Source organism: Geobacillus sp. C56-T3 (genome assembly GCF_000092445.1).
In the GTDB taxonomy this organism is placed as follows: Bacteria; Bacillota; Bacilli; order Bacillales; family Anoxybacillaceae; genus Geobacillus; species Geobacillus thermoleovorans.
The window spans coordinates 2,150,692-2,168,575 of record NC_014206.1 but is presented as its reverse complement, the minus strand read 5'-3'; the positions used below and the strand labels follow the sequence as shown (position 1 = coordinate 2,168,575).

Sequence of the window (17,884 nt, the reverse complement as noted above, 5' to 3'; positions counted from 1 at the left end):
GAGTGGATAAATGATATGAAACTAGCACTGTTTGATGACTTTCAGCTCGGAGTTATTGTCGATGATGTCATTTATGAGATTGGGAGCCGATTGTTCGGGCATCTTCATCAAGGTGTCAGTTTCTGTCCGATGACGCAGCTGATTGCTGAGTTTGATGTCTATCGTCCAGAAATCGAAAACCATTTGCACGAATGCCCGGCTTATGCACTAGCAGATGTTCGGTTGCGCCAGCCAGTGAAAAAACCAGGGAAAATTGTCGCCGCTCCCGTCAACTATGTGTCCCACCAAAAGGAAATGAAAGTGGAGCATACGGCAAGGGGGCTCGGTTTTTTCTTGAAAGCGCCTTCTTCTATCATCGGACCTGGTGACACGATTGTTTTGCCCGATCCGAACCGCCGTTTTGACCATGAGTTGGAACTCGCATTTGTTATCGGAAAGACGGCGAAAAACGTCAAGGCGGAAAATGCCTACGAGTATATATTTGGTTACACAGGGTTGATTGATGTCACGTTGCGCCCGGATGATGTGCATCATGAGGAACGTTGTTTGCGCAAATCGTTCGATACATTCACTCCGATGGGGCCGTGGATCGTAACGAAAGAGGAGATTGACGACCCGAACAACGTCAATATGGTGCTGACAGTCAATGGAGAAGTTCGGCAGAAAGTCAATACAAAAGAAATGATTTGTTCTGTTGCCGAGCTTGTAGAAATTTATTCGCACATTATGACGCTTGAGCCGGGTGATGTCATTACGACAGGGACGCCGGATGGCGTCGGACCGATTCATGACGGGGATGTCATCCGCATGGAGATTGAGGGGATCGGGGGTTATTCCGTCCACGTCGCCTTGGCTTCCCGCACGGCTGCATTGCGATAAAGGTAAGGGGGGATTGTTCATGGAAAGAGGATGGAAGCGGTACCATACTGTGTGGTTAATGCTCTTTTTGGGATGGGTTGTTTCCTACATTGATCGAACATTGACGGGACCTGTCGTTACATGGATGATTGAAAACAAAGTTGAGTTTTTGGCGGAATCGTCCAATCCCCACGCGCTTGGAGGTTTGCTTGGCAGCTTGTTTTTCGCCGGGTATATGCTTACGCAATTCCCCGGCGGATATTTCGGCGACAAGTTTGGCTATCGTGTCATCGTCATCATCAGCATTATATGGGCCGGTGTGACGACGCTGTTGACTGGATTGGTCGGTGGTTTGGTGGCGTTTATCGCCTTGCGTGTGCTTACGGGGCTTGGGGAGGGTGTCTTTTATTCGAACGACCGTTCCTTGATCACCCAAGTGACGCCACCGGAAAAAGTCGGGCTTGGGATGGGCGTTGTGCTGACCGGCCTTACGCTTGGGTTAACGATTGCGACAATTGCTACTCCATATGTTATTCAACTGTTTCAGCCATCGATGGGGACGCATGCATGGAAAGCGCCGTTTTTGCTTATGGGAGCCATTACGCTTATCGTCGGCGCTATGATGTACAAATGGATGAGGCCGGACGGTTTTGCAGTGCAATCGGAGTCGTACGGTCCACCAGTGGGGCGACTGTTGCAAACTTCTTTCTTATTCTTGATCATCATTATGACTTTGTATTATGCCACGAATGCTATGCAATTATCGCCAGCGACGATCGGCCTCGTTTTGACGGCGCTGGCGGTGCTGTATATCGTGTATATTTATAAAGCAAAGAGTGAAGAAGTCGGGCCGATCCTAAAAAGCCGCAACCTATTGTTTCTATATCTTTCGTTCATTCCGGTATTATGGCATCTATGGTTTTATGGATTTTGGTCAGTGGCGATTGTGCAAGATTTTGGGGGAGGCACGCTCGTTTCAGCGGCGTTAATTGCTTCGTTTAATGCTGTTGCAGGTCTCATCGGCTTTCCACTTGGGGGGAGATTAGCTGACCGATTTGCTGACGGAGTCAACGGAAAACGTAATGTATTGGCAGTGTTGACGGGGCTGCTGACTGTCTTCATTTTCATCTTTGCCTTTTATGTAATGTCAGGAGGCAGCAATCCGGTAATCATGTCTCTTATTTTATTTACTTCCGGGGTGTTCTTTTTTGCGCTTCAACCGGTCAACCATGCCCTTACAGCTGACTTTGCTCCGCCAAAATATAGAGGTGCGGCGTTTGGGATGCTGAATTTGTTCTCCGAAATTGGAGCGTTATTAGCGCCGGTGATTTCGGGAGCCATGCGCGATCATTCAGGAAGCTGGGGAAGTGCATTGTTGCTTGATGGTATTTTAATGGCAGCGAGCTTACTGCTTGTCATTGCTGTAAAGCCTAGTTTAGAAGGTAGACTAACTACTGTAATAAACGCCCAAGAAACAGATGTAAACCATTGAAGTTGACGAAAGGAGATATTTGCATGACAGAAAAAACAAATAAACGCCCTGTTCTCGTTGTCGGGGCAGGACCGATCGGATTAACTGCGGCCTTGGCATTGCGTCATTTCGGACTGCCGGCGACGGTGATCGAGGCGGAGCCAAAAGACCGCCTCCGGCCGGGGAGCCGTGCGATCTACTTCCATAAGGCGACGTTGCAACATTTAGAGGATATTTTCCCTGGGTTGGGCAGGACTTTTGCTGAACACGGCGTCGTATGGCCGATCAAGCGCACTTTGTTCCGCGGCAAGGAGGTGTATATGAAGCGGTATCCGGCTCCTGATCCGAATGCGCTTCCACCGTTTACAAGCTTGCCGCAAGTCGAGGCGGAGAAGTTTTTGTATCAAGCCTGCCTGGAGGCAGGGGTCGAATTCGTCTGGGAGACGCCGGTTGCCGATGTCAAAACCGATGAGGAAGGAGCCACTGTCATCACGGCATCTGGCGAACAATGGTCGTGCGATTATCTCATTGCGGCTGACGGGGCTCGTTCGACTGTCCGCCAGTCGGTCGGCATCGAAATGGAAGGGCCGCGGACGAAAGACTACTTTGTCGTCGTGGATGTCAAAGAAGATGAAGCCGATCCGCTGCCGCTTGAGCGGGTGTTTCATTACCAGCATCCGTCTGTGGGTGGACGCAACGTTCTCTTTGTACCGTTTGCCGGCGGGTGGCGCATTGATTTGCAATTGCTTGACGGCGATGATCCGGAGCAGTTCGGCAGTGTGGACGGCGTGAAGCAATGGCTGCCGAAAGTGATGCCGGAAAAATATGCCGACCGCATTACGTGGGTGTCGACGTACCGCTTTTTCCAGGTGGTTGCGAAGTCGCTCACTGACCGCCATCACCGTGTGCTGTTGGCTGGCGAAGCGGCCCACCTGTTTGCTCCGTTCGGGGCCCGCGGCATGAACTCCGGCGTGCCGGATGCGATTATGGCGGCCAAGGCGATTCAGACGGCGTTGCAGGCCAACACGCGCGAAGAAGCAAAAGCAGCCATTGCGGCCGCTGCGAATGAGCGCCTGATCGCGGCGCGATACAACCGCGATTGTGCGGGGATGGCGTTGGAGCACATTCAAGGAACGGATCCAGCGATCAATATGAAGCGGGAAGTAGCGGCTTCATTGGCGCCGATTTTGCCGCGTCTTGGCAAATGGCTTGATGAAGGGCCGTACGGGCCGAAATCGGGGCCGCCGCAGCTGTCAACGAAATATTGACGAGGAGGAATTGCGATGGAGTATTCTTTCCGAGTCCATTGGGGAGATACGGATGCGGCTGGCATTGTTTTTTACCCGAATTTTTATAAATGGATGGACGAAGCGACGCATCATTTTTTTGCTGAACTTGGCTATCCAACAACAATAACTATTTGAACAGAAGATAGGATTGCCGATTTTGGAGGCCAAATGCCAGTTTCGCTTCCCGTTAGTGTTTGGTGAAGAAGTCCGTATTGGTTCATCGATTACGGAAGTGCGGGAGAAGGTATTTCAAATTGTCCACGAGTTTTATGAACATGAAACAGTGGTTGCTGTTGGGTATGAGATGAGAGCATAGGCATCATTTGCTGATGGGAGGCCAAAAGCTGTTCCGATTCCTACTAATGTGAAACAAGTGTTGGTTGAACAGTTGTCTTCTCGTTCAGTAGAGTCTCAGACATAGTTCTAAAACAACTAGGAGGAGAATCATGACTACGTTGTGGCAGATGGAAAAAGAGAAATATGGCCCGCGGACTGAGCAAGTGATTTCTGTCCTTTCTGGACTGTTAAACATAGATTGGTTTGTTAATGCAGGCATTCCACATTATCGGAAAGAGGCAGAAGAAGCGATTCGTGAATGGATGGCTAGTTTTGATTTGAAGCAGTATCATTATCATATCCATTGGCTAGAAGAAGGAACGATTGTCCCTTCTTTAGCAAAGATGAACTTGGCGAAAAGCCCGTTATGGCGCTCTTTGTTTCCCATCCCGGAGCACATGAAGCAAGCGGCGGCTGTTGCAGGGAGAGAAGGATGTTTGACCAGGCTGGTCGACGAAGTTCCAGTCCGTTTATTCCATCATTGTTTTGATGCGGCGTATCGTGCTTTCCATCAATACGGCTCATCAGTGGTAAAGACGGCTGTCTGCTCGGTCATGTATATCGGTGGAATGGCTTGCGCCTGGGAATCTGTTGCCGACCTTGACGGATGGGGATCAAATCCGTTTCGGGCGCTTCTGCGCGTATTTGAATATGGGCATTGCCCGTTAGGCATGGGTGATGAACAATTATATCTATTTTAGGCTTTAGGCGACGCATAGCCGCAGCACGAAAAGGGGCGAGACGAACATCTGCCCCCTTTTGTTTTTTTACTATGACAAGTTTAAGAAAGCTTGGATGGATTCAAGGCTTGGCTGTACAGGCGGCCATTGTGATAAGTCGAACGGAAAATCCGAGCCTGGAAGCACCCGATCTTGGCCGACGAGGTCAATCAATAGTTGCAGCACGCGATAATCCCAAACAACGGTGTCAAACCAAAAGCGGCGCAAATAGTCGGTTGGTGGGGCTTGCAGTAAAGAAGCCACCGGTTGCCATACGTCATACCCTTTTTGTAACCGTCCAATTTGATAAGGAAGAAAGCCGCCGCCATGGGCCAATAAAATGCGGACGTGCGGGTAGCGATCGAGCCAGCCGCCAAGCAGCAAGTCAGTAGCGCAAATGGTCGTTTCCCAAGGGACGCCAATCAAATTTGCCATTCGCCGTCTTTTTAGGCGTGGGTCGTCGCAAAGAAGCGGATGAATGAACAGAATAGCGCCTAGTGCATTGGCTTCTTCCCAAAATGGAATAAACGAATCATCGGTGAGAAGCTTCTGCTCGACAGATGGTCCGATGATCGCCCCTTTTAACCCGTTTTTCATCGCTCGCCGCAATTCTAAAGCTGCCTGTTCTGGGTCATTGAGCGGCACGGTCGCCAAGGCCGATAAGCGATCAGAATGGGTTGAGGCCAATCGGCATAGCGCATCGTTGTAAAGGCGCGCCAGTTCGTTGGTGACGGCGGCTTCCGCGTCATATAAAAACAGCTGCGGAATGGGAGAGAGGAGCGAATGGGAAACGCCCGCCCGCCGCTGCGCCTCAAAATAAGCAGGCAGATCGATGAATTCCTCCTTTAGGCGAAACCCCCACTGACGGTTGATGGTCAACATCTTTTCCTTGTCATCCCAATGAACAGAGATATGGGCTTGCTCCTCTTTCAGCCACTGCATCACTTCGGGTGGAATGAAATGCGTATGGATATCAAAACATTTTTCCATTGCTTTTTCTCCTCTCTAGAAAGGCTGGCGAAAAACAATGATTTCTTGAAAATCATCGGTTCGTGAATACAACCAAAGGCTTTTTCTGCACTGTTTTTCAGTTATTAGAGAAATAGAGAAAGTATTTGATGGTTCTCTGTTAAATCATCGGCTCTCTAGACCATTATGTCGACTGCCTCGTTGACGAGGGCGGCGGCCAGTAGCCGATTTTTTCCGAAATCTCACTTGCTGCGCGTTTTACTTTGGCGATGACTGTAGGATCGTATGGATGAAAACGGTGAACTGGTCCGATTACGCTGAGAGCGTAGGCGACTTTTCCAGTGTAGTCGCGGATCGGCGCCGCGATGGAAGCGACCCCTTCGCGGAGTTCCTCGATGCTGATGGCATAGCCTTGCCGGCGAATGGCATGCAATGCCTCGCGCAGCACGCGGGGGTCGGTCATCGTATTTAGCGTAAACTGCGTCAATCCTTGCTCGATGTACGCTTCAATATCCTCATCTTTTTGATGAGCGAGCAGCACTTTGCCTGAGCTTGTGCAATGAAGCGGATTTCGTCGGCCGATGTGTGAAAGAGCCTGGACAGGCTGCCGGCTTTCCACTCGGTGAATGTAGATCACACTCTGGTCATCAAGCATGGCAAGGTGCGCCGTTTCCTGCAAGTCATCAACTAGCTGTTCCAGTATCGGTTGCGCTTCCCGGTTGATTTCTAAATGAGATGTCAACACCGTGTTCAATTGCAAAATGGTCAAGCCCAGCCGATATTTTTGCGTTTCCGGATCTTTTGTCACGAACCCTTCGCTGGCCAATGTGTGAAGAAGACGGCTGACCGTGCTTTTTGACAATCCAAGGGAAGAGGCTAATTCCGTCACTTTTTTTTCCGGTTCATCCAGTGAGAAGCTGCGCAAAATGCGAAGAGCATTTTTGACGGATGAAAGCAAATAGTCTTCGGCAGTGTGCTTCATTGAGTCTATCCCCTTTTTGATAGTTTCATATAAAAGAACAATATTTCTTATATCATAACATATTAAGAAGGTATTTTCAGATATTTACGGAGAAAAAATAAAAAAATTTTTTGATAGTTTCATATATAAGAACATCAATGTTGTATACGGGACAATAGGTTGTTATGATGGAGATAAAAGATTTCTAATTTTTTGGTTTATTCAGACTTGATGGAGGAGGAAACGATGAATGAAAACAGAAGTGGTAGCCAGCGAGAAAGTGAAGGCATTTGACTGCCAACATTTCATCAACGGGCGGTTTTTGCCTTCACAAAGCGGCAAGATGTTTCAAAACATTAATCCCGCTACGGGGGAAGTGATCGGCACCGTCTGTGAAGGGGGGAAAGAAGAGATTGATTTGGCGGTGGCCGCTGCAAAAAGGGCGCTTAGCGGACCGTGGAAGCGGATGACGACTGGGGAGCGGATCGCAGTTTTGCGCCGTATCGGCGATCTCATTTTAGAGCGCAAAGAGGAACTGGCTCGCCTCGAGTCGCTCGATACGGGGAAGCCATACTCTCTCTCCCTCACGTTGGATATTCCGCGGGCAGCGTATAACTTCCACTTTTTCGCCGACTACTTGCGATCGGTCGGCACGGAAGCGTATCAGACCGATGAGGTGGCCATCAACTATTCGATCCGCCGACCGGTCGGGGTCGTCGGACTGATCAATCCGTGGAATTTGCCGTTGCTGTTGTTGACGTGGAAGCTCGCCCCGTGTTTGGCAGCCGGGAACACGGCCGTCATCAAGCCGGCGGAATGGACGCCGCTCACCGCAACTGTATTGGCCGAAATTTGCAAAGAAGCCGGGGTGCCGGATGGCGTTGTGAATGTTGTTCATGGCTTTGGTCCGGATTCGGCAGGGGCGGCGTTGACTGAGCACTCGGATGTTGACGCCATTACGTTCACTGGAGAGACAACAACTGGAAAAGTCATTATGGCGGCGGCGGCGAAATCATTGAAAAAGCTGTCTTACGAGTTGGGAGGGAAAAATCCGAACATCATTTTCGCCGATGCGGATTTGGACGAAGCGATCGAGACGACGTTGAAATCGAGTTTTATGAACCAAGGGGAAGTGTGTCTGTGCGGGTCAAGAATTTATGTAGAGCGGCCGCTTTATGAACAATTTTTGCAAAAGTTTGTGGCCAAAACGAAAGAACTCGTTGTCGGCGATCCGTTTGATCCGAGAACAAATGTCGGCGCGCTCATCAGCGAAGAGCATTACGAACGGGTGATGAGCTACATCGAGCTGGCGAAGGAGGAAGGCGGTCGTATTTTAACCGGTGGAAAGCGGCCGGACGGCTTGGATCAAGGATATTATCTTGAACCGACGATTATTGTCGGTGTCAACCGAAATTGCCGCATCGTCCGCGAAGAAGTGTTCGGACCGGTCGTGACGGTCATGCCGTTTGACGAAGAAGAGGAAGTGATCGCCCAAGCGAACGACACCCACTACGGATTGAGCGCGACGATTTGGACGAACGATTTGCGTCGGGCGCACCGGGTGGCGGCGCGCATTGAAGCCGGAATCGTTTGGGTCAATACGTGGTTTTTACGTGATTTGCGCACACCGTTTGGCGGTATGAAACAAAGCGGCATCGGGCGCGAAGGCGGCATGCATAGCTTTGAGTTTTATACAGAATTGACGAACATTTGCATTAAGCTTTAGCCGCGATGGACGAAAGAGGTGATGACGGTGAAGAAGTGGGACGATTGCGCCGAGTTGCTGCTGGCTGCTGAGAGGGAGAGACGTCCTCTCTCTCCTTTGACGACACTCGATTCGGCGCTGACCGTGTATGACGCCTATCAAATTCAATTGCGGACGATCAAACAAAAAGTAAAGGAAGGGCGCCGGATTGTCGGCAAGAAAATCGGATTGACCTCTAAGGCGATGCAGCAGCTGCTTGGGGTTGACCAACCGGATTACGGCCATTTGCTTGATGATATGGCGGTGGAAAACGGCGGGGTTGTTTCGTGGGAGCGGGTGCTGCAGCCAAAGGTGGAAGCAGAAATTGCGTTTGTCTTAAAACGTGACTTAGTTGGCCCGCGCGTGACTGTCATTGACGTGCTGCTGGCGACGGATTATATCGTTCCGGCGCTGGAGATCGTTGACAGCCGCATTGCCGATTGGAACATCCGTCTTGAAGATACAATCGCCGATAACGCTTCATCGGGACTTTACGTTTTGGGGGAAAAACGGTTGTCTGTCCATGCTGTTGATATTGCGCAAATCGGCATGGCGCTCTACCGAAACGGTAAGCTGGCCAACACCGGTGTTGGGGCCGCAGCGCTCGGGCATCCTGCGTTTTGCGTCGCTTGGCTGGCAAATAAGCTCTATGAATATGGAAAAGAGTTGAAGGCGGGAGAAGTGATCTTATCCGGAGCTTTGTCGGCAGCGGTGAGCGCCGAGCCCGGCGACGTGTTTTTCGCTCGCTTTGCCCATTTGGGGGAAGTACGGGTCGAGTTTGCGCCATAAACAAGGGAGGAAAAACCGTGGAGAAGATCAATGTAGCAATTCTTGGTTCTGGGAACATCGGGACTGACTTGATGTTGAAGCTTGAACGTTCGGATGTGTTGCAGTTGACAACAGTAATTGGGATCGATCCTCAATCGGAAGGGCTGCGTCTAGCAAAAGAGAAAGGGTATCACGTCATTGACAGCGGCATCCAAGCGTTTTTGGAGCATCCCGAATGGGCTGATTTCGTCTTCGACGCGACGTCGGCGAAAGCGCACATCCGTCATGCCAAACTGTTGAAGCAGGCTGGGAAGGTCGTCTTTGATTTGACTCCTGCGGCCGTTGGACCGTTTGTTGTGCCGCCTGTCAATATAACGGAACATTTGGAAGAGACCAACATTAACTTCATCACATGCGGTGGACAGGCGACGATTCCGATTGTCCACGCCATTGGGCGCGTGCAGCCGGTTGCTTACGCTGAAATTGTTGCGACGATTTCAAGCAAAAGCGCAGGGCCGGGAACAAGAGCGAACATTGATGAATTTACGGAAACGACTGCTCGAGGGCTCGAAAAAATCGGTGGGGCGAAGCGCGGAAAAGCCATCATTATTCTCAATCCGGCTGAACCGCCCATTTTGATGAGAAACACAATATACGCACTTGTCGAAGGGGAGAAAGCAGCGGCGCGGGAAATTTGCGACTCGATCGAGGAAATGGTAGAAACGATCCGCTCGTACGTTCCCGGCTATCGGCTCCGCACGAGTCCGATCATTGAAGGAAATCAGGTGACGGTCATGGTTGAAGTGGAAGGAGCGGGTGATTATTTGCCGAAGTACGCTGGAAACTTGGATATTATGACCGCCGCTGCGGTGAAAGTGGCGGAGGAAGTGGCGAAGCATCGATTGTCGAAGTTGTTGGCTGAGGAGGGGAAACGATGAAGCGAGCCATTACCATTACAGAAGTGGCATTGCGCGACGGCAGCCATGCCATCGCCCACCAATATACAACAAAACAAGTGGCCACGATCGCCAAAGCGCTCGATGAAGCGAACGTTCCGTATATTGAAGTGTCACATGGAGACGGTTTGGGGGGATCTTCGCTGCAGTATGGCTTGTCGCGGACCGATGAATTTGAGCTGATTGAAACAGCTGTGGCGGTTTGCCGGCAGGCCAAAATTGCGGTGCTTCTTCTTCCAGGCATCGGGACGGTCAAGGAATTGAAACAGGCCGCCCGCTTAGGAGCGAAAATGGCGCGCATCGCGACCCATGTGACGGAAGCGGATATTTCGGCCCAGCATATTGCCGCGGCAAAAGAGCTTGGTATGGAAACGGTCGGGTTTTTAATGATGGCGCATATGGCGCCTGTCGAGGTGCTTGTTCATCAAGCGCGGCTTATGGAAAGCTACGGGGCGGACGTCGTCTATGTCGTCGATTCAGCCGGTGCTCTCTTGCCGCATGAAGTGAAAGAGCGCGTTCGAGCATTAAGGGAAAGCCTTGAAATTGAAGTCGGTTTTCACGCTCATAACAATTTATCATTGGCGATGGCCAATACATTGGCCGCGATTGAGGAAGGAGCGACGCGCGTTGACGGCAGTGTCCGCTGCCTGGGGGCCGGTGCCGGCAACACACAGACGGAAGTGCTGGTCGCGGTGTTGGATCGGATGGGCATTCCGACCGGCATTGATTTGTATAAAATGATGGATTTAGCTGAGCAGCTTGTGGCGCCGATCTTGCCAAAAGCTCAGGAGATTACGCGTGACAGTTTGACGCTCGGATATGCTGGCGTCTATTCAAGCTTCCTTCTTCACGCGCAGCGCGCCGCCCGAATGTTTGGCCTCGATGCTCGCGATATTTTAATTGAACTCGGCCGGCGGAAGGTTGTCGGCGGGCAGGAAGATATGATCGTCGACGTCGCTGCGGAAATGGCGCGTCCAAAAGCGGCTGTAGGAGAGGGGCAGTAAAGTGACTTCTCTTGACTACGAAAAACTCGCTATGGAGCTTTTGAACGCTGAGCATGAGAAGAGAGAAATGGTTCGTCTCACAGTCCAATATCCAAATATGACGGTCGAAGAAGCGTACGCTATACAAGAACAACTCGTGGCGATGAAACAGAAAGACGGCTATCGGATCATCGGCCCGAAAATGGGATTGACGAGCGCTGCGAAAATGGCGCAAATGGGGGTGAACGAGCCGATCTACGGGTATGTGTTTGATTATATGGTCGTCCCTAACGGAGGGACGGTGGCCATGAACGAACTGATCCATCCGAAGGTGGAAGCGGAAATCGCCTTCATTTTAAAAGAGGATGTCCGAGGGCCGAATATTGACGCGACGGACATTTTAGCGGCAACGGAGTATATCATCCCAGCGCTGGAAATTATCGATAGCCGCTATGCTAACTTCGAGTTTGCCTTGCCGGATGTGATTGCCGACAACGCTTCCTCATCTAGGGTCGTATTCGGAAGCCGCCTCGTTCCTCCCGTCTCCCTTGAACTCGACTTGCTGGGAGTGAGTTTATCCATCAACGGTGAAGGGAAGGCGTTCGGCGCTGGCGCGGCGGTGTTGGGGCATCCGGCCAACGCGATTGCCATGCTGGCCAACATGTTGTCCAGAAAAGGAAAAGGATTGAAAGCGGGGGAAATCATTTTAGCCGGAGCGATGACAGAAGCTGTCCGTTTTGTGGCAGGGGATGTTGTGTTTGCCCAGTTTGAGCAATTAGGAACGGTTTCGTTCCGATCGACAGATTGATGAAAGGATGAGCCGCATGCCGATTGTTCATATTCATCTGCTCGAAGGAAGGCCGGAAGAAAAGATTAAAGAAGTGATTCGCGAAGTAACCGGTACAATCAGCGCTGTTTTAGGTTCGCCCAAGGAAAACGTGCGGGTGATCGTATCAGAAGTGCCGAAATCTCATTGGGGTGTCGCCGGCATCCCAATGTCAGATAAACAACGAAAATGAAGAGGGGGACAAATCACGATGAGTTTGGAATTAGCCATGCTTGTGCCGCATACGCCGAGAATGTGTTTTGAGGATCGAACTCCTGAGTTTCAACATGAACTCGTCAAAGGGATGCACGAAGTGGCGAAAATCATCGAGCAAGTCAAACCGGATACTCTTGTTTTGATTTCTTGCCATTGGATGTCAAGCTTCGACCATTTTGTCGATGCTACGCCAAGACATAAGGGGGTATTGACCGCCGTAGAATGTCCTGATTTGATTGCCGATGTCCCTTATGATTATCCAGGGGATGAAGAGCTTGGCAAACAACTTGTAAAGGCGGGGAAAGAAGCCGGGCTTCGGGTCGTTGAAGTCAATGACCCGACCTACATTTGGGATTACGGGACGGTTGTTCCGCTCCGCTATTTAGCGCCGAATGAGGACATCGCCGTCATCAGCCTATCGGTGACGTGGGCGGCGAACTTGGAAGAAACGTACACATGGGGGCAAGTAATCGGTAAAGTGCTGCGCGAAAGCAAAAAAAAGACGATGTTTGTATGTAGTGGTGCACTGGCGCATAATCTCGTCCGTCGGCCCGAGGCGCTGCCGACATTGGCCGAGCAGGCATTGGATCGGCAATTTTTGCAATACTTACAAAGCAATAATGTGCAAGCCGCCTGGAACATGCTTCCACAGTACGCGCGTGCAGCGGGTGTTGAATCCGGAGGGCGCCACCTGGCCGCCTTGCTCGGTGTCATTCAGGAAAACTATCAAAGCCGTTATTATGGGTATGGTCAATCATCTGGCAGCGGGAATGTCGTGATGACGTTTGAACCTGCTCCTGCTCAGTACAAGATGGTGTACATTCCTCAACAGACTACACAGCACTCGTGAACGTAGCTTCATTAGGTTTTCTACTAAAAAAGCAAACTCATTTTGTTTCATATAGAGGAGTACAACGCTTTCATATGCAACAACTTTTGCATTAATATAATAGTTGTAATTTTTTAAATATTTACAATATATTACGTGGCATGCGCTAGGGAGGGATTCCGATTTTTTGATTGCAATCTATTCATTTGACAAAAAATGAAAACGCTTTAATAACAAAGGGGGCGAGAAGAATGAGGAAAACGAAAGGGATTTGGAAACGGGCAGCGGGGGTGATGGCGATGGTCGCCCTGCTCATGACAACGGGATGCGCGCAAAGCAGCACATCGAGCGGATCCGGTTCGGATGACAAAGGAGGAGGTTCTGGGGGATCGGTCCAAATCGGTTTTATTCTTTCCCAAACCGGTACGTTTGCGCCTCTGTCCGTGGGGATTGTAAACGGCTTCCGATTGTATTTGGAGCAACATAACGGGATGCTTGGCGGGAAGAAAGTCGAAATGAAGGTAGAAGATGATGAAGCGAACCCACAGGTGGCTTTGCGCAAATATCGGCAACTCGTTCATGGGGAAAAAGTTGATATCCTGGTAGGGCCGATTTCTTCAGCGGTTGCGTATGCATTGCGTGATGAAGTCGAAAAGGATAAAAAAGTGCTAATCGATGCCAACGCTGCTGGTGATGACCTTTCGTGGAGCAAAAAGAGCGATTACGTCTATCGTGTCTCGTTCTCGAACTGGCAAAACGGCAGCAGCACCGCGAAATATTTAGCAGAACAAGTAGGCAAAAAAGCCGTTATCCTTGCGCCGGACTATCCAGCCGGAAAGGAAGTGCTTCGGGCGTTCAAGGCTGCCTTTGAAGCGGCGGGCGGAAAAGTCTTGAAAGAAATTTATCCGAAATTGAACACGAACGACTTTGCTCCGTATCTTCAAGAGGCATCAGCGGAAAAGCCGGATTTCATTTACGCGTTCTTTACTGGAAGCGACGGTATTCGGTTTATTACCCAGTATAAAGAATTTGGTTTAAAAGGGAAGATTCCGTTGACAGGCCCCCTGGAGTTTGGGGATGAGCTTTTGACTCAGCCGACTGGTGAAGCGGCTGAAGGAATCATTGCCGGCATCAACTATTCACCGTATTTGGATAATGAACAAAACAAACAATTTGTTGAAGCTTATAAAGAGAAATATGGGAAATTGCCAAATATTTTTGCCGTCGAAGGATATGACTCAGCGGCAGCGATTGATCAAGCAATAAATAAAGCTGGGAGTTTAAACTCTCAGGATTTGATTAAAATCTTGAAAGGCATTTCTCTCGATAGTCCGCGTGGCAAAATTACGATCGATCCGGCAACACATAACCCGATTCAAAATTTCTATATTTCAAAAAATGTTTTAAAAGACGGTGCAATTGTTCCTCAAATACTTGAGACGGTAGAGAATGTAAAGATGCCTGAGGCCTCGCCGTTTTAATTCATCAACAAGGAGGAGATGATCGTCTCCTCCTTGCTAAAAAATTAGTGATGGAACTTAATTTTTTCTGAACAAAGTATGACATATTTTGAAACAGTCAAGTACAACTTCTGAATGAAGATGCTAAAAATTTAGAGAAAAAGGTGGGATCAGGGGTGTCCGCCATTTCAGCACAGTTGTTGACAGGAGTGGCCTATGGGATGCTCTATTTCATGATTGCTGCTGGTTTGACGATTATCCTTGGGGTCATGAATGTCGTAAATCTTGCCCATGGAACGTTGTTTATGCTTGGCGCTTATATTGCGTTTACTTTTATCAATGAAGAACTAAATTTTTGGATTGCCTTATTTCTAGCTGTCTTTCTGACAGCTATATTCGGATTATTCCTGGAAAAATGGCTGATTAAGCATGTATATGGCAAAGAGCTTGAACAAGTGTTGCTGACCTTTGGGTTAAGTTTCATCATTGCTGATGCTGTTGAATGGATATGGGGAACGGAGATGCACACGCTTCCTGTACCAGATTTGTTGAGCGGATCATTAGCCATTGGAAGCACGGCGTTTCCGCTGTATCGGCTGTTTGTTGTTTTAGTTGGGTGCCTATTGGCTTTGTTGCTATGGTACTTGGAAACGAAAACGCGTATTGGGGCGATCATTCGTGCAGGTGTGGACGACCGTGCCATGGTTAGCGCCCTTGGCATCAATGTTGGGCTCGTCTTCACCGGGGTATTTGCGTTTGGGGCGGCGTTGGCAGGATTGAGCGGCGTATTGGGCGGGCCGTTGATCGGCATGTATACGGGAATGGACAGCGAGATTCTCGTCACGTCCCTCATTGTCGTCGTTATCGGCGGTTTAGGTTCATGGAAGGGCTCGTTTATTGGAGCGATTGCCATTGGAGTGATTGAAACGCTCGGAAAGGTATGGTTCCCGTCTTTATCGATGTTGACGGTGTTTCTCATCATGATGATTGTCCTCATCATCCGTCCGCAAGGATTGTTTGGAAGAGAGGTGGCATAGAGTGAAAAAGCTGTTGCTTGGCGTTGTGTTGCTGATTGCTCTTGTTTTCGCTATGCCGCTTGTTCTGTCCGATTTCGGGATCAATTTGGCGACGGAGATTTATATCATGGCGATTTTTGCAATGAGCCTCGGGTTGATCATGGGCTATGGGGGAATGGTGTCACTTGGGCATGCCGGCTTTTTTGGCATCGGCGCTTATACGGTTGCGGTCATTGGTCAGCATGTAGCGAACACATATTTGCTGCTTCTGTTGTCCGTTGTCATTTCCGGGCTGATTGCCTTGGTCACCGGAGCAGTGTTTATCCGTACGTCCAAATTTTACTTTTTGATGATTACCCTCGCATTTGGACAATTGCTGTATGTTTTGTTTTGGCAATTAAAGCCTTGGACAGGCGGAGCAGATGGAATGTCCGTTTCCGCTGTCATGAATTTTGGTTTTGGAGAAATTGTGTCTCCAAATGCTCTCTATTATGTGATGGGGATCGCTTTTGTCATGTCTTACTTTCTTTTGTATCTGTTTGTGGGATCACCGGCCGGAAAGATTACGAGAGGTGTAATGGAAAATGAGGCACGGATGAGCGCTCTCGGTTATAACGTTCGAGTCTACAAACTTCTTGTTTATACATTGTCGGGATCACTGGCGGGACTGGCTGGTGCGCTTTATGCCTATTTTAACGTCTTTGTTTCACCGGATTTATCCAGCTGGATGTTTTCTGGGCAAGTGATGGTGATGGTGATTATCGGTGGAGTTGGCACGCTGCTTGGACCGGCGCTTGGGGCCAGCGTCTTTGTTTACTTGCAAAATTTTATGAGCACGTATACCGAACGATGGCCGATGATCATGGGGGGACTGCTTGTCGCTCTTGTTCTTGCTGGAAAAGGAGGACTTATTCATTGGCTGCAACACGGAAGGCGTTTTTTGGTTTTCCGTAAACAGACAGGTGAAGCGGTTTCGCAACAACCGGTAAAGAAGGGGGAGGCAGTCCATTGAGTCTGCTTAAAGTAGAAAACATTAGCAAATCGTTCAAAACGTTGCAAGTGTTGCGCAACGTTTCTTTGGAGGTGGGCCCTGGAGAGCGCCATGTCATCATCGGTCCAAATGGTGCAGGGAAAACGACTCTTTTCCATTGCATAACGAACATTCTGCCTATTGATGCCGGTGCTGTGTATTTGGACGGAAAAGAGATCAGCAAACTTCCTGCCCACCGCCTCGTCCATTTAGGGATATCGCGGACGTTTCAAAAAAACAACTTATTTGGCGACTTGACAGTGGAAGAAAATATTCATTTGGCGCTCGCAGCGAAAAAACCGTATCGGTACGATATTTTTTCGCCCCTGACCGTCCGGTCCGATATACGCAAGGAAACAAACGATATTTTGGAGCAATGGGAAATTTCCGATCGCCGTCATGTAAAGGTGAAACATCTTTCCTATGGGGAGCAGCGATTGCTTGAAGTGTTGTTGGCCATGGCCAGCAACCCGAAAGTTCTTTTGCTTGACGAACCGACATCCGGAATGTCGCCAGCGGAAACGGCGCAGACAGCGGCAATGATTCAAAAATTGCCCCGTTCTATAGCGCTAGTGGTGGTGGAACATGATATGGATGTCGTCTTTTCCATTGCGGACCGCATCACGGTTCTGCATCACGGGGAAGTTATTTTAAGTGGATCGCCAGACGAGATTAGAAACAATGAGATGGTTAAGGAAATTTACTTCGGGGGAGGAGCGAAACAACATGCTTGAGCTTCAAGATATCCATTCTTATTACGGAACAAGCTACATTCTTCAAGGAGTGAGTTTTTCCGTTCCGCAGGGAAAATGCGTCGCCCTGCTCGGGCGAAACGGAGCAGGAAAAACGACCACCATCCATACAATTGTCGGGTTGCATAAAGCAAAACAAGGAAGCATCCGGTTTAAAGATCAACCGATTGAATCGCTCCCTCCCCATCAAATTTCCCGCCTTGGCATTGGCTTCGTTCCGCAGGGGAGAAGAATTTTTCCGTCGTTGACGGTAAAAGAAAACTTGACGATGCCGGCGCGGAAACGAAAGCAGGAAGGCCGCGGACATTGGGGGCTGGAGAAAATTTATGAATTGTTCCCTGTCTTAAAGGAACGGGAAAACAACTTCGGCACGCAGTTATCAGGCGGCCAGCAGCAAATGCTGGCCATCGGGCGGGCGCTGATGACCAATCCAGAGTTTTTATTAATGGATGAACCATCTGAAGGATTGGCTCCGGTCATCATTGACCAAGTTGGGGAGATTATCGTTCAGTTGAAAGAGGCGGGGTTGTCGATTTTAATTGTGGAGCAAAACATCTCCCTAGCCTGCAAGGCAGCAGATGTAATCTTAATTATGAATAAAGGAAAAATCGTATGGAGCGGTTCGCCGGATGAATTGATGGTCAATGAAGATGTCCAGCATAAGTATTTGGGGGTTTCGGCTTGAGATAATTTGCTAAGGA

General features: G+C 49.5%; 18 protein-coding genes and 1 pseudogene. 17 read left to right on the top strand and 2 right to left on the bottom strand.

Annotation, left to right across the window (positions count from 1 at the left end):
- The first annotated feature begins 15 nt into the window (after positions 1-15).
- From GC56T3_RS10805 to GC56T3_RS10785, 5 genes and pseudogenes are all read left to right on the top strand, one after another.
- Complete coding sequence (locus GC56T3_RS10805) at positions 16-879, top strand: fumarylacetoacetate hydrolase family protein (protein ID WP_013145551.1); 864 nt, start codon at positions 16-18, stop codon at positions 877-879.
- A 19-nt stretch (positions 880-898) separates the two neighbouring features.
- Positions 899-2,350, top strand: a complete 1,452-nt coding sequence (locus GC56T3_RS10800; RefSeq protein WP_013145550.1) for an MFS transporter — start codon at positions 899-901, stop codon at positions 2,348-2,350.
- 23 nt (positions 2,351-2,373) lie between these two features.
- Positions 2,374-3,597 (top strand): FAD-dependent monooxygenase, encoded by a 1,224-nt coding sequence (locus tag GC56T3_RS10795; RefSeq protein ID WP_013145549.1) that lies wholly within the window; start codon positions 2,374-2,376, stop codon positions 3,595-3,597.
- Positions 3,598-3,612: 15 nt separating this feature from the next.
- Positions 3,613-4,039: pseudogene (locus GC56T3_RS10790) on the top strand (acyl-CoA thioesterase).
- Between the two features lie 25 nt (positions 4,040-4,064).
- Positions 4,065-4,655, top strand: coding sequence for a hypothetical protein (locus GC56T3_RS10785; protein WP_013145548.1), 591 nt, complete (start codon positions 4,065-4,067; stop codon positions 4,653-4,655).
- Between the two features lie 69 nt (positions 4,656-4,724).
- On the opposite strand, the gene GC56T3_RS10780 is transcribed toward GC56T3_RS10785, so the two are convergent.
- Both GC56T3_RS10780 and GC56T3_RS10775 read right to left on the bottom strand, forming a co-directional pair.
- Positions 4,725-5,663: an amidohydrolase family protein gene (locus GC56T3_RS10780; RefSeq protein ID WP_013145547.1), complete on the bottom strand. Its 939-nt coding sequence runs from the start codon at positions 5,661-5,663 to the stop codon at positions 4,725-4,727.
- A 163-nt stretch (positions 5,664-5,826) separates the two neighbouring features.
- Entirely contained in the window at positions 5,827-6,624 is a 798-nt protein-coding gene (locus tag GC56T3_RS10775) for an IclR family transcriptional regulator (RefSeq protein WP_013145546.1), read from the bottom strand.
- 229 nt (positions 6,625-6,853) lie between these two features.
- Between GC56T3_RS10775 and GC56T3_RS10770 the strand changes: the two genes are divergently transcribed.
- The 12 genes from GC56T3_RS10770 (at position 6,854) to GC56T3_RS10715 (ending at position 17,868) form a co-directional block, all read left to right on the top strand.
- Positions 6,854-8,329: an aldehyde dehydrogenase gene (locus tag GC56T3_RS10770; RefSeq protein ID WP_013145545.1), complete on the top strand. Its 1,476-nt coding sequence runs from the start codon at positions 6,854-6,856 to the stop codon at positions 8,327-8,329.
- 21 nt (positions 8,330-8,350) lie between these two features.
- On the top strand, positions 8,351-9,136 hold the full coding sequence (locus GC56T3_RS10765) for a 2-keto-4-pentenoate hydratase (protein ID WP_041468442.1): 786 nt from the start codon (positions 8,351-8,353) through the stop codon (positions 9,134-9,136).
- 17 nt (positions 9,137-9,153) lie between these two features.
- A complete protein-coding gene (locus tag GC56T3_RS10760) occupies positions 9,154-10,053 on the top strand; it encodes an acetaldehyde dehydrogenase (acetylating) (RefSeq protein ID WP_013145543.1) in 900 nt (299 codons plus the stop codon).
- Positions 10,050-11,075 carry a 4-hydroxy-2-oxovalerate aldolase gene (gene dmpG / locus GC56T3_RS10755; RefSeq protein WP_013145542.1) on the top strand — a complete coding sequence of 342 codons (1,026 nt, stop codon included), beginning with the start codon at positions 10,050-10,052 and terminating at the stop codon, positions 11,073-11,075. The genes GC56T3_RS10760 and dmpG overlap by 4 nt, the downstream gene beginning before the upstream one ends.
- A 1-nt stretch (position 11,076) precedes the next feature.
- A complete protein-coding gene (locus GC56T3_RS10750; RefSeq protein WP_013145541.1) occupies positions 11,077-11,862 on the top strand; it encodes a 2-keto-4-pentenoate hydratase in 786 nt (261 codons plus the stop codon).
- A 7-nt stretch (positions 11,863-11,869) separates the two neighbouring features.
- On the top strand, positions 11,870-12,073 hold the full coding sequence (locus GC56T3_RS10745) for a 4-oxalocrotonate tautomerase (protein ID WP_227456641.1): 204 nt from the start codon (positions 11,870-11,872) through the stop codon (positions 12,071-12,073).
- Positions 12,074-12,091: 18 nt separating this feature from the next.
- Positions 12,092-12,946 (top strand): extradiol ring-cleavage dioxygenase, encoded by an 855-nt coding sequence (locus GC56T3_RS10740; RefSeq protein WP_013145539.1) that lies wholly within the window; start codon positions 12,092-12,094, stop codon positions 12,944-12,946.
- Positions 12,947-13,176: 230 nt separating this feature from the next.
- Positions 13,177-14,406, top strand: coding sequence for an ABC transporter substrate-binding protein (locus tag GC56T3_RS10735; RefSeq protein WP_013145538.1), 1,230 nt, complete (start codon positions 13,177-13,179; stop codon positions 14,404-14,406).
- Positions 14,407-14,561: 155 nt separating this feature from the next.
- The gene (locus tag GC56T3_RS10730) at positions 14,562-15,422 is read left to right on the top strand and encodes a branched-chain amino acid ABC transporter permease (RefSeq protein ID WP_013145537.1); all 861 of its coding nucleotides are present in this window, start codon (positions 14,562-14,564) and stop codon (positions 15,420-15,422) included.
- 1 nt (position 15,423) lies between these two features.
- A complete protein-coding gene (locus GC56T3_RS10725; RefSeq protein WP_013145536.1) occupies positions 15,424-16,413 on the top strand; it encodes a branched-chain amino acid ABC transporter permease in 990 nt (329 codons plus the stop codon).
- Entirely contained in the window at positions 16,410-17,165 is a 756-nt protein-coding gene (locus tag GC56T3_RS10720) for an ABC transporter ATP-binding protein (RefSeq protein ID WP_013145535.1), read from the top strand. The genes GC56T3_RS10725 and GC56T3_RS10720 overlap by 4 nt, the downstream gene beginning before the upstream one ends.
- Complete coding sequence (locus tag GC56T3_RS10715; RefSeq protein WP_013145534.1) at positions 17,158-17,868, top strand: ABC transporter ATP-binding protein; 711 nt, start codon at positions 17,158-17,160, stop codon at positions 17,866-17,868. The genes GC56T3_RS10720 and GC56T3_RS10715 overlap by 8 nt, the downstream gene beginning before the upstream one ends.
- Positions 17,869-17,884 lie beyond the last annotated feature (16 nt).

Bases quoted from the DNA above. Each gene is read 5' to 3' on its own strand.
- GC56T3_RS10775 (WP_013145546.1), bottom strand. From the start codon at position 6,624: ATGAAGCACACTGCCGAAGACTATTTGCTTTCATCCGTCAAAAATGCT.
- dmpG (WP_013145542.1), top strand. From the start codon at position 10,050: ATGAAGCGAGCCATTACCATTACAGAAGTGGCATTGCGCGACGGCAGC.
- GC56T3_RS10800 (WP_013145550.1), top strand. From the start codon at position 899: ATGGAAAGAGGATGGAAGCGGTACCATACTGTGTGGTTAATGCTCTTT.
- GC56T3_RS10745 (WP_227456641.1), top strand. From the start codon at position 11,870: ATGAGCCGCATGCCGATTGTTCATATTCATCTGCTCGAAGGAAGGCCG.
- GC56T3_RS10785 (WP_013145548.1), top strand. From the start codon at position 4,065: ATGACTACGTTGTGGCAGATGGAAAAAGAGAAATATGGCCCGCGGACT.
- GC56T3_RS10805 (WP_013145551.1), top strand. From the start codon at position 16: ATGAAACTAGCACTGTTTGATGACTTTCAGCTCGGAGTTATTGTCGAT.
- GC56T3_RS10735 (WP_013145538.1), top strand. From the start codon at position 13,177: ATGAGGAAAACGAAAGGGATTTGGAAACGGGCAGCGGGGGTGATGGCG.
- GC56T3_RS10715 (WP_013145534.1), top strand. From the start codon at position 17,158: ATGCTTGAGCTTCAAGATATCCATTCTTATTACGGAACAAGCTACATT.
- GC56T3_RS10780 (WP_013145547.1), bottom strand. From the start codon at position 5,663: ATGGAAAAATGTTTTGATATCCATACGCATTTCATTCCACCCGAAGTG.
- GC56T3_RS10795 (WP_013145549.1), top strand. From the start codon at position 2,374: ATGACAGAAAAAACAAATAAACGCCCTGTTCTCGTTGTCGGGGCAGGA.
- GC56T3_RS10765 (WP_041468442.1), top strand. From the start codon at position 8,351: ATGACGGTGAAGAAGTGGGACGATTGCGCCGAGTTGCTGCTGGCTGCT.
- GC56T3_RS10770 (WP_013145545.1), top strand. From the start codon at position 6,854: ATGAAAACAGAAGTGGTAGCCAGCGAGAAAGTGAAGGCATTTGACTGC.
- GC56T3_RS10740 (WP_013145539.1), top strand. From the start codon at position 12,092: ATGAGTTTGGAATTAGCCATGCTTGTGCCGCATACGCCGAGAATGTGT.